Source organism: Halomonas sp. V046, from assembly GCF_052645355.1.
In genome coordinates, this window is the sequence record NZ_JBQXYF010000012.1 from 47,467 (window position 1) to 60,147 (window position 12,681).

The window sequence follows — 12,681 nt, forward strand, 5'->3', positions numbered from 1 at the left end:
ATGCAGTCGACGAGAATGTGGCTGGCTCGGCCGTTCTACGAGCGATCGTCGTTGATCTTCCTGGGCGTGCTGGGCGCCGCCCTGGCGCTGGTGACCGTGGCCAACCTGGTCGTGCCGGAAGGACACAGCCTGCATGTGTCTACTTATACCGTTACCTTGCTGGGCAAGTACCTCTGTTACGCCCTGCTGGCGGTGGCGGTGGATCTGGTCTGGGGGTACCTCGGCATCCTGAGCCTGGGGCACGGCGCCTTCTTTGCCCTCGGTGGCTATGCCATGGGCATGTATCTGATGCGCCAGATCGGCGATCGTGGTGTCTATGGCGATCCGCTGCTCCCGGACTTCATGGTCTTTCTGGACTGGGACCGTCTGCCGTGGTTTTGGCAGGGCTTCGACATCGCCGGCTTCGCCTTCGTGATGGTGTTGCTGGCCCCGGGCCTGTTGGCGCTGGTGTTCGGCTTTCTGGCGTTTCGCTCGCGTGTCACCGGCGTCTACCTGTCGATCATCACCCAGGCGTTGACCTTCGCCCTGATGCTGGCGTTCTTTCGCAATGAGATGGGCTTCGGCGGCAACAATGGGTTGACGGATTTCAAGGAGTTGCTGGGCTTTGACCTGGCGTCGGACGCCACGCGCCTGGGCCTGTTCATCGCCTCCGGCGTGGCCCTGGCGCTGGGATTCGTGCTGTGTCGCGCCATCGTCGCCAGCAAGCTCGGTCGGGTCTGCGTTGCGGTGCGTGACGCCGAGGCGCGTACCCGCTTTCTCGGTTACCGGGTAGAGCGCTTTCAGCTTTTCGTGTTCGTCGTGTCGGCGATGCTGGCCGGTGTCGCGGGGGCCTTGTACGTCCCCCAGGTCGGGATCATCAATCCCAGCGAGTTCTCGCCCCTGTTTTCCATCGAGGTGGTGGTGTGGGTGGCCCTCGGTGGTCGGGCGACGCTCTATGGCGCCGTGATGGGTGCCATTGCCGTCAACTACGCCAAGAGCGTGTTTACCGGGGTGATGCCGGAGGCGTGGCTGTTCGCCCTCGGGGCGCTCTTTGTTCTGGTCACGGTGCTGCTTCCCCAAGGGGGTGCCGGGCTCTTCGCCAACCGTGTCGGCCGTCGTCGACGCGATGCCAGAGACGACGACGCCGGGGCGAGTTCCTCTCAATTGTCCACGGAGGCCAGCACATGAGCTTCTTTCACAACATGATCGATCGTGACCGTGTCTTCGACTTTCTGGTGCCCGAGGTCTCGCCGGTGGACGTGCGCCACGGCCCGATTCTCTATCTCGAGGATGTCTCGGTCAGTTTCGATGGTTTCAAGGCCATCAATGACCTGAGCCTGACCATCGACGATGGCGAGCTGCGCTGCATCATCGGCCCCAACGGCGCCGGCAAGACCACCATGATGGACATCATCACCGGCAAGACCCGCCCGGACAGCGGCAGCGTCTGGTTCGGCAGTCGCCATGACCTGCTGACCCGTAACGAGCCCGAGATCGCTCGACTCGGCATCGGGCGCAAGTTCCAGAAGCCCACCGTGTTCGAGGCGCTCAGCGTGTTCGAGAACCTGGAGCTGTCGATGGCCTGTGACAAGAGCCTGTGGCCGTCGTTGACGGCGCGTCTGTCCGGCGAGGTCAACGACCGCATCGACGAGGTGCTTTCGACCATTGGCCTGAAGGGCCAGGCGCGGCGCCCGGCGGGGATTTTATCCCACGGCCAGAAGCAGTGGCTCGAGATCGGCATGCTGTTGATGCAGCGCCCACGCCTGCTGCTGGTGGATGAGCCGGTGGCGGGCATGACCGAGCAGGAGATGGCGCGCACCGCGGAGCTTCTGACCGGGCTTGCCGGTAAGCACTCGGTGGTCGTGGTCGAGCATGATATGGGTTTCGTGCGGTCCATCGCTCGCACCGTTACGGTGCTGCACCAGGGTAGTGTGCTGGCCGAGGGCAGCATGGACCAGGTGGCGAGCGACCCTCGAGTGGTCGAGGTCTACCTGGGTGGCGACGAGGAGGCGGCCTGATGCTCAGCATTTCACGACTCAACCAGTCCTACGGCGAGAGCCATACGCTGTGGGATCTCGACCTGGAAGTGCCACGGGCCGCTTGCACCTGCGTGCTCGGACGCAACGGCGTCGGCAAGACGACCCTGATGAAGGCGATCATGGGAGAGGTCGGGGTCAGCGGCGGTGAGATGCGCTATGCCCAAGGCCCGGCCACCCGCGGCGCAAGGGCCAAGGCCCAGGATGGCGGCGTGGAGCTTGGTCGTGTGCGGCTCGAAGATCGCTCGCGGCTGGGCATCGGCTATGTACCTCAGGGGCGCCAGATCTTTCCGCTTTTGACGGTGGAAGAGAACCTGCGCACCGGGCTCGCCGCCCGTGGCGATGGGCTCAAGCGCGTGCCACAGCGGGTCTATGAGCTGTTTCCGGTACTCAAGGAGATGCGCCAGCGTCGCGGGGGCGATCTTTCCGGGGGGCAGCAGCAGCAACTGGCCATTGGGCGCGCCCTGGTGCTTGCGCCGACGCTGCTGATCCTCGACGAACCGGGAGAGGGCATCCAGCCGAATATCGTCACCCAGATCGGCGAGGTCATTCGGCGCTTGATCGCCGATGACGGCCTGACGGTGCTGCTGGTGGAGCAGAAGCTGCCCTTCGCCAGACGCTATGCCGACCATTTTGCGATCGTCGATCGCGGACGGCGCGTGGCCCATGGCGCCATCGCCGGTCTCGACGATGAACTGGTCAAGCGCCACCTCACGGTGTGATGTCGGGCGTGGGTGAATCTGGTGCATCGAGGGCCTCGATGCACCTTTTTTGCGCCTCGCGGACCGCTCGTATACCCGACTGTATCGACTTTTGTCATCATTAATCCATTGAAATTCAACTGTTTATTATCGGTATGCGCCGGTTTGGTACAGGCCTTGCACTGTCAGGGAGCGAATGCTTGATGCGGTGACCGAGCGCCAGGTCGTGGTGCAGATCGAGGCTCACGAACATCTGCGTGACGTGCCCTGCACGGCCTTTGCTATCCAATACTCGCGCCGACCCTGGAGTCCCATGTCCGCCCTAGAACCGCCTTGCACCGTCGTCAATGCGTCGGGCCATCGCTTCGACCGGCTGCGCCGCTGGGAAGCGTCATTGCGACTCGGGTTGGTCGCCGGCCAAGGCGTCACGCGGCTGCGCGATGTCGAGCACCGAGGCCCGCTTCGGGTGCAGCGGCCCTTCTATCCCGAGGGGCGTGATGGCAGTTGCCATGTGTATCTGCTGCACCCACCGGGGGGGCTCGTCAGCGGCGATGCCCTGGCGATCGATGTCGGTGTGCAAGCCGCGGCCCATGCTCTGATCACGACGCCTGCCGCCAATAAGCTCTATCGCGCGGATCGGCATGGCGTGGCCTGGGAGCAGCACACCCGATTGACGGTGGAGGATCAGGGCGTGCTCGAGTGGCTGCCCCAGGAGACGATCGCCTTCGATGGCTCTCGCGGCTGCCAGACCACGGAGATAGCGCTGCAAGGTGGCGCGCGGTGTCTCGGGTGGGAGCTGCTGGCCCTTGGCCGCCCGGCCAGCCAGCTGCCGTTCGTCAGTGGGCATCTGGAGCAACGCTTTCGCCTGACCCGGGATGGACGCCCGCTGTGGATCGAACGCCAGCCGTTGGATCCGGCGCATCCGCGCTTTGCCGGGCGCTGGGGGCAGGGCGGCCAGCCGGTCCAGGCCACGCTCTGGGCCGTTGGGCTCGACGATGGCGCGGGGGCCATCGCACAGCTGCGCGATGCGTTGCCGGCGTCGCCGCGGTGGGCGGCAACGCTGCGCCACCAGGTGCTGCTGCTGCGCTACCTGGGCGCGTCGCGCAGCGAGGCCTGGCAGCTGTGTCAGCAGGCATGGGAGGTACTTCGCCCGAGGCTCAACGGCTGTGCGCCGAGTCCGCCGAGAATCTGGTTCACCTGATGGGCCACCGACGCCAGCGCAGGGCCCATCGAGCGCCGCGCCAGGCGGTCGTGCCCGAGGGACGAGCCCTCGGAGAATCGATCCGGCCCCAGCATCTCATCGCACGACGAACGTTTACATCGACAGGGGAGCGCCGCCATGGAGCTGACGCCGAGAGACAAGGACAAGCTGCTGCTGTTCACCGCCGGACTGCTCGCCGAGCGGCGCCGGGCACGGGGGCTGAAGCTGAACTATCCGGAGGCCGTGGCCTTGATCAGCTGCGAGATCATGGAGGGTGCCCGGGACGGGCGTTCGGTGGCCGACATGATGAGCGAGGGACGGCGGATCCTCGGGCGCGATGACGTCATGGAGGGGGTCGCCGAGATGATCGACGAGGTTCAGGTCGAGGCCACCTTCACCGATGGAACCAAGCTGGTCACCGTGCATGCTCCGATCACATGAGCGCGCTCTGGCGCCGTCGGTCCGCCCCGTGGGGCCGGCTAGCTACCCGCGGCTACGGCGGTGTGCTGGCCCGTTGCCGGCCCCCGACATCCAGCATCACTGTGCCCCAGCACTTGGGTCCACGCTCGAGTCCATGCTCGGGTCCATGCTCGAGACACCAACAGGGAGAGGCCGATGATTCCCGGTGAGTATCAGCTCAAGGCGGGTGAGATCGCGCTGTGCGAAGGGCGCGCCAGAACCACTCTGGAGGTCGCCAACACCGGCGATCGGCCGATCCAGATCGGCTCTCACTACCATTTTGCCGAGGCCAATCCGGCGCTCGTCTTCGACCGAGCGCTGGCGCGTGGGCAGCGCCTGGACGTGGCGGCGGGCACCGCGATTCGCTTCGAGCCCGGCCAGTCGCGCGAGGTGACCCTGATTCCCTTCGTCGGACGTCGCCACGTCTACGGCTTTCGCGGTGAGGTGATGGGGGCCCTTGACGCGGGGGTGTCGTTGCCAGCATCGGCACCGGCCGGGAAATCCCGCGGTCAGCGCAAGGGAGACACGCCATGAAAATTTCGCGTCAGGCCTACGCCGACATGTACGGGCCTACCGTGGGCGATCGCGTGCGCCTGGGGGATACCGAGCTGTGGATAGAGGTCGAGAGCGACGCGACCCACTACGGTGATGAGGTCAAGTTCGGCGGCGGCAAGGTCATCCGTGACGGCATGGGCCAGAGCCAGCGTCTGGACGAGGCGGTGATGGACACGGTGATCACCAATGCGTTGATCCTCGACTGGTGGGGCATCGTCAAGGCCGACGTCGGGCTCAAGGCCGGGCGTATCGCCGCCATCGGCAAGGCCGGTAACCCGGATACCCAGCCTGACGTCGGGATCGTGATCGGGCCGGGCACGGAAGTGATCGCGGGGGAAGGCAAGATCCTGACCGCCGGCGCCCTCGATGCCCATGTGCACTTCATCTGTCCGCAGCTGGTGGACGAGGCCCTGGCGAGCGGCATTACCACCATGCTTGGCGGCGGTACCGGCCCGGCCACCGGGTCGAACGCCACGACCTGCACCCCCGGGCAGTGGCACATTCATCAGATGCTCAAGGCCTGCGACGGCCTGGCGATGAACATCGGTCTGCTCGGCAAGGGCAACGCCAGCCTGCCGGAGGCCCTCGAGGCCCAGCTTGCGGCCGGCGCCATGGGGCTCAAGTTGCACGAGGACTGGGGCACGACCCCGGCGTCCATCGATACCTGCCTGAGCGTGGCCGAGCGCTACGACGTGCAGATCGCGATCCACACCGACACCCTCAACGAGTCCGGCTTCGTCGAGGATACCCTGGCGGCGTTCAAGGAGCGCGGGATCCACACCTATCACACCGAGGGCGCCGGCGGTGGCCACGCACCAGACATCATCACCGCCTGCTCCAAGGACTATGTGCTGCCGTCGTCGACCAATCCGACCCGGCCCTATACCGTCAACACCGTCGATGAGCACCTCGATATGCTGATGGTGTGTCATCACCTCGATCCGAGGATTCCCGAGGACGTGGCCTTCGCCGATTCCCGGATTCGGCGTGAAACCATCGCCGCCGAGGACATCCTGCACGATCTCGGCGTGATCTCGATGATCGCCTCGGATTCCCAGGCCATGGGGCGAGTCGGGGAGGTCATCTGCCGGACCTGGCAGACCGCGCACAAGATGAAGGTCCAGCGTGGCCTGCTGCCAGGCGACCAGGCGCTCGGCGCCGATAACCTGCGCGCCAAACGCTATATCGCCAAGTACACCATCAACCCGGCGATCACCCACGGCATCGCCCATGAGGTGGGTTCGGTGGAAGTCGGCAAGCTCGCTGACCTGGTGCTGTGGGACCCGGCCTTCTTCGGCGTGAAACCGGCCCTGATCCTGAAGGGGGGCATGATCGCGATGGCCCCGATGGGCGATCCCAACGCCTCGATTCCGACGCCTCAGCCGGTGCATTATCGGCCCATGTTCGGCGCCCTGGGCAAGGCCGCTAGCGCCACGCGGGTGAGCTTCGTGTCCCAGGCGGCGATCGACGCCGGGATAGGCGAGCGCCTGGGCCTTTGCAGCGCCCTGGTGGCGTGCAAGAACGTGCGCGGGGTGCGCAAGAAAGACATGAAGCTGAATGCCGCCTGCCCGACACTGACCGTCGACCCGCAGACCTATGAAGTGCATTGCGATGGTGAACTGTTGACCTGTGAGCCATTGGCCGAATTGCCATTGGCTCAGCGCTACCACCTGTTTTAAGGACATCCCATGACCACGCTGCTGCAACTGACCGAACGTCTCGGGATGCTGGCGCCGGACGCCGCCGACGATACCCTGACGCTGATCTATGACGACCGTATCAAGGGGCGACTGCGGGTCACCCTCGACAGCGGTCGCGGTGCCGGGCTCTTTCTCGACCGCGGCCCGGTGCTGCGTGATGGGCAGGGCCTGGCCGCCGCGGACGGCACTCGAGTGCGCGTGATGGCGGCGTCGGAGGCCGTCGTCACGGCCAGGGTCGTGGCGGGGTTGCCCTTGGCACGGCTGGCCTATCACCTGGGCAACCGGCACGTGACGCTCGCCCTCGGCGAGGACGCCCAGGGCGGCTGGGTGCGCTTTGCAGCGGATCATGTGCTGGAGGATCTGGCACTGCGCCTGGGAGCGAGTCTTGAACACCACGAGGCGCCGTTTGATCCGGAGCCCGGCGCCTACGCCATGGCGCCGGGCGGACATAGCCACGGCCACGACCACGGCCACGGCCACGGCCACGGCCACGACCACGCCCATGCCCACTGAGTGCCCCCCCGTCGAGGGGCAGGGCGACGACCTGGCGCTGCTGGGGCTGTTGCAGCTGGTCAGCCCGGCGCTACCGATCGGCGCCTTCGCCTGGTCACAGGGGCTCGAGAGTACCTTTGAGCTGGGCTGGGTCGGCAGTGAAGCCGAGCTTGGTGAGTGGCTCGCCGGGGTGCTCGACGATGGCCTGACCCGCTGTGAGCTGCCGCTGATCAAGCGCCAGATGCTGGCCTGGCGGCGGGGGGACGGCGAGGCGCTGAGCGGCTGGGACGCCTGGCTTGCGGCGACTCGCGAAACCGCGGAACTGGCCGCCGAGGACAGCCAGCTCGGGGCGTCGTTCAAGCGCTTGATGACGAGCCTGGATCTGCTGCCGGACACGCCGGCGATTCCGCCAGGGGCGGGCTATGTCACCGTCTTCGCGGCCTTGGCGGTCGGGCGCGGCGTCGATACCCGGTCGGCCATGCTGGGCTTCGCCTGGTCGTGGCTCGAGAACCAGCTGTCCGCCGCTTGCAAGGCGTTGCCGCTGGGGCACACCGCCGCTCAGCGGCTGATCGAGCGTCTCAGGCCGGCGCTGAGCCGCGCCGTTGAGCGCGCCTGGGCGCTGGAGGATGACGAGTTGGGCCCCGTATTGCCGGGGCTTGCGCTGGCCAGTGCCTTGCACGAAACCCAGTACTCGCGGCTGTTTCGTAGCTAAGGCGTTGCCTTCTATCGCCGCCCGGGGCCGCGGCCATGACGTTTTTATCGCCGTCCGGGGCCGCGGCCATGACGTTTTTATCGCCGCCCGGGGCCGCGGCCATGACGTTGTTACCGCCGCCCGGGGCCGCGGCCATGACGTTGTTATCGCCGCCCGGGGCCGCGGCCATGACGTTGTTATCGCCGCCCGGGGCCGCGGCCATGACGTTGTTATCGCCGCCCGGGGCCGCGGCCATGACGTTTTTACCGCCGCCCGGGGGCGGTGGATGTATGCAAGCGCGAGGGTAGCCACGTCAGTGGACGAGTCCCGAGTCGCGATTTTCCCAGACAACGGCATCAAGGAGATTTCCCATGCCCAGTGTGCAACCCCATTGCCTGCGCGTCGGCGTCGGTGGTCCGGTCGGCTCCGGCAAGACCGCGCTGTTGAAGCAGCTGTGCCTGGCGCTGCGCGATCACTACAACATCGCCGTGGTGACCAACGATATCTATACCCGCGAAGACGCCGACTTCCTGACCCACCATGAGGCGTTGTCACCGGATCGTATCCTCGGGGTCGAAACGGGGGGCTGCCCGCACACCGCCATTCGTGAAGACGCCTCCATGAATCTGGCGGCGATCGATGAGCTGCAGGAGCGTCATCCGGGCCTTGAGTTGGTGCTGGTGGAGTCCGGTGGTGACAACCTGTCGGCGACCTTCAGCCCGGAGCTGTCTGACCTCACGCTCTACGTCATCGATGTGTCGGCAGGCGACAAGATCCCACGCAAGGGCGGACCGGGGATTACCAAGTCGGATCTCTTGATCATCAACAAGATCGATATCGCCGAGCAGGTGCATGCTTGCCTCGACGTCATGGCACGGGACTCGAAGAAGATGCGCGGCGAGCGGCCTTTTGTCTTCACCAATCTCTATGAGGGCGTCGGCCTCGAGGACATTATCGCCTTCATCCTCGACCGTGGCATGCTGTCGGAGCGACGTCCCGCGACAACGGAAATGTCCGTCTGAGGGCGGGGTTTCAGACCTTCGCCCCTTTCATACTTGGCAAGGAGAACGCCATGAAACGTGTCTTATCTGTTCGCTCATCCCTGCGGCGGTTGCCGCTGGCCCTCGTGCTGCTCGGCGCCTCCGGCGTCGCCGTCGCCCACCCAGGCCACGGCGTCGAACACGGCGCCTTCTTCTCGGGCCTGACCCACCCGCTGTTCGGTATCGATCACCTCTTGGCCATGGTCGCCATTGGCCTGTGGAGCCTGCGCCAGTCCACGGCGCTACGGCGCGCTACACCCTGGCTTGCGGCGCTTGGCATGATCGTCGGGGCGGGTCTTGCCGTGGCCGGCGTCGCGTTGCCTGGGGTCGAGAACGCCATCGCGCTGTCGGTGCTGCTGGCGGGCGTCATGCTGGCAACCCTGGTGCGTCTGCCCGGAGCCATCGGGGGGACCCTGGTCTTCGCCTTTCTGCTGGTCCATGGCCACGCTCACGGGACCGAGATGCCGGCCAATGCGTCCTTCCTGTTGTTCCTGGCGGGCTTCACCCTGACCACCCTCGCGATTACGCTGGCAGCCCGCGGTATCGGCCAGTGGCTTGGCCGTCGCGATAGCCGTGTGCTGCGCGTGGCCGGCGGCGCCATCGCTGCCTGTGGAGCGGCTTTCGCTCTGTCCTGACACCTGCTCACCGAGTCCCTCGGTGAGCCCTGGGCTTCCACCGGGTCCAGGCAGCACGACAGGACGGCTCGTCGGTGTCACCGCCATCGTCGCGCGCTTGACGGCCGTGGCGATGCCGGCGCGTAAGCCGCCATGGTGAGGACGCTCACTCGGCGTCGTGGTGGGGTTCCGGTATGCTCATCGCAGGCTCAATGAGGATGACGGCATGCAGGGACGCACAAGAAATCGCCATGGTCGCCGTAGTAGGCGGCGCTGGGTGTGGGTAAAGGGGGCCGTTGCGGCGTTGCTGTGCGCCTGGGGCGCGATGGCGGTGTGGCAGAGCGTCAAGCCGCTGCCGGATACCGTGGGGCAGGCCTGGCCCACGCGGCCCCAGAGCCTGGCAGCCGACAAGCTGCGCTTTCTCAGCGACCGAACCTGGTATGACGAAGACGGCAATCGTCACCTCGACCAGCGCATCTTCGATGAGATGCTGGCGATGATCGGCCAGGCCCAGCGCCTGGTGGTGGTCGACATGTTCCTGTTCAATACCCTCGCGGGCCAGGGTGGCGAAGAGATCGACGATCTGCGGCCCTTGGCGGCGCAGTTGACCGATGCCCTGGTGGCGAGTCGCGAACGCCACCCCGAGCTTACCGCGGTGGTGATCACCGACCCGCTCAATACCTTCTACGGCGGCCTGCGTCTTGACCACCTGGAGCGTTTGCGCCAGGCCGGGGTCGAGGTGGTCACGACCGATCTGTCTCGGCTCAGGGCCTCCAACCCGCTGTGGTCGGGGCTGTGGCACCTCGGGATAGATCGACTCGGCAACGATGCCGACGACGGCTGGCTGCCCAATGCCTTCGGTGGCGACTCGGTGACGCTGCGCAGCTACCTTTCTCTGCTCAACTTCCGTGCCAATCATCGCAAGACGCTGGTGGTGGATCATGGCGACGCCTGGGCGGGGCTGGTCACCTCGGCCAACCCTCACGATGGCAGTAGCCGCCACGGCAATGTGGCGCTGGCGTTCGAGGGCCCGGTGGCGGTGGACCTTCTCGCATCCGAGGCGGCGGTGGCACGCTGGAGCGGCGTCGAGGTGGCGCTCCCGGGGAGTGGCGCAGAGGACGGTGTCGGGGCGAACGAGGACGCCGACAGCGCCCCGGCCAACGCGGCGACGGCGCGCCTGCAACTGGTGACCGAAGGGGCGATTCGCGACGCGATCCTCGAGACGTTGGGCGCGGCGGAAGCGGGCGATACGATCGACATCGCGGCCTTCTATGTTGTCCACCGTGGCATCATCGAGGCGCTCAAGGCCGCGGCGGCGCGGGGCGCCGAGGTGCGCGCCTTGCTCGATCCCAACCGCGAGGCCTTCGGCTTCGCCAAGAGCGGATTGCCCAATCAGCCGGTGGCCGAAGAGTTGGTGCGCGCCGGTGTCTCGGTGCGCTGGTGTGTGGTCGATGGCGAGCAGTGTCACAGCAAGGTCGTGCTCCATCGCCCAGCGTCCGGCGCCGAGGCGACGCTGGTGCTCGGCTCGGCCAACCTGACCCGGCGCAATCTCGACGACTTGAACCTCGAGACGAGCCTGCGCCTTGTGGCGCCACAGGCGAGTGCGGTGGTGGGCCAGGTCAGCCACTGGTTCAATGCGCGCTGGGCGTCGCCGCCAGACCGGCAGACCAGCCGCGCCTGGGCCCAGGATGACGCCTCTGGCGTGCTGGCACGTTGGCGCTATCGCCTGATGGAAGCCACAGGACTGTCGACGTTCTAGCTAGCGGGCTCCGCGGTCTTCGTGCCCCGGGGGGGCGACTCTGGAACCCACGACTGTCGCGTTCGGCGCCCGCGACCGTTGGCGGATGCGACACTGGGAGAATGGCCGTGGCGTGCCCCGCATGATTCAGGTCGCGCCGCGGCGCTCGTCTGGCCTGCCTCGACAAGCCGACTTGACAGCTTCGGGAACGCCGACCATCGTCATAGCGCGGTTCGCAATGCTTGATTCAACACATTTTTTAGCGGCGTATCACGCCACCGATGCCCGCGGCAGAGCCGGCGGGCGAGAAGGAGACTGAGCGATGGAAAAGGTGTGGTTGGCGGTAAAGGTGGTGATCCTGGCGCTGGTGGTCATCCTGGTGGTGCAGAATATCGAGATGGTGCAGGTGCAACTGCTCGGTTGGACCATTGCCATGCCCATGGCGCTGTTGGTGGTCGTGATCTACCTGCTGGGCATGATCAGCGGTCGCGGGCTGATGGGGCTGATTCGTCGCGTGAAGGGAGAGGAATCGCATCGTCGCTAGTGAGGGTGTCGTGGCGCCGGGGGTCCTGGTGCCACGGTAGGCCCAGGCGGCAGTTGTGCTCGAGCTCGGCGATCACCTGGGCGCCGAGCAGCAGGATGACGGCGCCGACCTCAAGACTCAGCAGGATCACGATCAGCGTCGCCAGGGGGCCGTAGACGGCACTGACCAGCGACAGGTTGGCGAAATAGTAGACCAGGGCCAACCGCGCTCCCTCCCATAGCAGAGCCGCGACGAAGCCGCCGGCCAGGGCCCGTCGCAACGAGATGCTTACCACCGGCAGGATCTTGTAGATGGCGCTGAACAGCAAAAAGACGCCGAGGAAGCTCGCCAGGTTGAGCACCGGTTCCGAGAGGACCGCTAGCGGCAGTGGGCGGGCATAGATCGCCATCCACAGTCCATTCAGCGTGTTCGCCAGGCTGACCAGCATGGCCAGGGCAAACAACGCGATGCTAAGCACCAGCATGAAGGCGTAGGGCAACAGGAACGACACCCAGAGGCTACGGTGGCCTGCAACATCGGGCTTGTGGAAGATCAGCGCCAGGGCATCTTCGAGCATGCGGAAGGCGAACGAGCTGAATATCAGCAGCACGGGAATGCCGTAGAGCCCGATGGCGTCGCGGGAGTTGAGCAAGGCCTGGATCGCCTCGACCATGACGTCGGCATGGGCGGGCGCCAGGTGGCGCGCCTGCATGCCGATGACCGAGATCAACTGCTGTTCGTCCACCACCTGGGCCATGGCGACGACCATCATGGCGAACAACGGAATGGTCGACAGCAGGATATTGAAGCCGACGCCCCCCGCGAGCAGCATGCCTCGATTGTGCAGGAAGTTGACCACGACACGGCGCATGAACAGCGCCAGACGCGGCAGCAGGGTGAAGAGAGTGCGGTGGTACCAGCGAGTCGCCGTCATGTGCCGATTCATCCGTGA

14 protein-coding genes are annotated in these 12,681 nt (G+C 66.1%); 13 read left to right on the forward strand and 1 reads right to left on the reverse strand.

The window, feature by feature from the left end; all coding sequences use genetic code 11:
- The 13 genes from urtC to ACUN9Y_RS16490 all read left to right on the forward strand — a co-directional run bounded on the left by urtC (position 1) and on the right by ACUN9Y_RS16490 (position 11,750).
- Positions 1–1,167 carry an urea ABC transporter permease subunit UrtC gene (gene urtC, locus ACUN9Y_RS16430; RefSeq protein WP_445461806.1) on the forward strand — a complete coding sequence of 389 codons (1,167 nt, stop codon included), beginning with the start codon at positions 1–3 and terminating at the stop codon, positions 1,165–1,167.
- Positions 1,164–1,997: an urea ABC transporter ATP-binding protein UrtD gene (urtD, locus tag ACUN9Y_RS16435; RefSeq protein ID WP_445461807.1), complete on the forward strand. Its 834-nt coding sequence runs from the start codon at positions 1,164–1,166 to the stop codon at positions 1,995–1,997. Before urtC ends, urtD begins: the two co-directional genes overlap by 4 nt.
- Positions 1,997–2,737: an urea ABC transporter ATP-binding subunit UrtE gene (gene urtE, locus ACUN9Y_RS16440; protein WP_445461808.1), complete on the forward strand. Its 741-nt coding sequence runs from the start codon at positions 1,997–1,999 to the stop codon at positions 2,735–2,737. Before urtD ends, urtE begins: the two co-directional genes overlap by 1 nt.
- Before the next feature lie 292 nt (positions 2,738–3,029).
- Positions 3,030–3,917 carry an urease accessory protein UreD gene (locus tag ACUN9Y_RS16445; RefSeq protein WP_445461809.1) on the forward strand — a complete coding sequence of 296 codons (888 nt, stop codon included), beginning with the start codon at positions 3,030–3,032 and terminating at the stop codon, positions 3,915–3,917.
- Between the two features lie 138 nt (positions 3,918–4,055).
- Positions 4,056–4,358: an urease subunit gamma gene (gene ureA, locus ACUN9Y_RS16450; protein ID WP_445461810.1), complete on the forward strand. Its 303-nt coding sequence runs from the start codon at positions 4,056–4,058 to the stop codon at positions 4,356–4,358.
- Positions 4,359–4,532: 174 nt separating this feature from the next.
- A complete protein-coding gene (locus ACUN9Y_RS16455) occupies positions 4,533–4,910 on the forward strand; it encodes an urease subunit beta (RefSeq protein WP_445461811.1) in 378 nt (125 codons plus the stop codon).
- Positions 4,907–6,610, forward strand: a complete 1,704-nt coding sequence (gene ureC, locus ACUN9Y_RS16460) for an urease subunit alpha (protein ID WP_445461812.1) — start codon at positions 4,907–4,909, stop codon at positions 6,608–6,610. Before ACUN9Y_RS16455 ends, ureC begins: the two co-directional genes overlap by 4 nt.
- An 18-nt stretch (positions 6,611–6,628) precedes the next feature.
- Entirely contained in the window at positions 6,629–7,144 is a 516-nt protein-coding gene (gene ureE / locus ACUN9Y_RS16465; protein ID WP_445461897.1) for an urease accessory protein UreE, read from the forward strand.
- Entirely contained in the window at positions 7,134–7,835 is a 702-nt protein-coding gene (locus ACUN9Y_RS16470; RefSeq protein ID WP_445461813.1) for an urease accessory protein UreF, read from the forward strand. Before ureE ends, ACUN9Y_RS16470 begins: the two co-directional genes overlap by 11 nt.
- A gap of 350 nt (positions 7,836–8,185) precedes the next feature.
- Positions 8,186–8,836, forward strand: coding sequence for an urease accessory protein UreG (gene ureG / locus ACUN9Y_RS16475; protein WP_445461814.1), 651 nt, complete (start codon positions 8,186–8,188; stop codon positions 8,834–8,836).
- Positions 8,837–8,886: 50 nt separating this feature from the next.
- Positions 8,887–9,489: a HupE/UreJ family protein gene (locus ACUN9Y_RS16480; protein ID WP_445461815.1), complete on the forward strand. Its 603-nt coding sequence runs from the start codon at positions 8,887–8,889 to the stop codon at positions 9,487–9,489.
- Between the two features lie 205 nt (positions 9,490–9,694).
- Positions 9,695–11,227, forward strand: a complete 1,533-nt coding sequence (locus ACUN9Y_RS16485) for a phospholipase D-like domain-containing protein (RefSeq protein WP_445461816.1) — start codon at positions 9,695–9,697, stop codon at positions 11,225–11,227.
- 301 nt (positions 11,228–11,528) lie between these two features.
- The gene (locus tag ACUN9Y_RS16490) at positions 11,529–11,750 is read left to right on the forward strand and encodes a lipopolysaccharide assembly protein LapA domain-containing protein (protein WP_445461817.1); all 222 of its coding nucleotides are present in this window, start codon (positions 11,529–11,531) and stop codon (positions 11,748–11,750) included.
- Here the strand turns inward: ACUN9Y_RS16490 and ACUN9Y_RS16495 are convergent.
- Positions 11,686–12,663 carry a YihY/virulence factor BrkB family protein gene (locus ACUN9Y_RS16495; protein WP_445461818.1) on the reverse strand — a complete coding sequence of 326 codons (978 nt, stop codon included), beginning with the start codon at positions 12,661–12,663 and terminating at the stop codon, positions 11,686–11,688. The two genes, ACUN9Y_RS16490 and ACUN9Y_RS16495, sit on opposite strands and share 65 nt — an antisense overlap.
- Positions 12,664–12,681 lie beyond the last annotated feature (18 nt).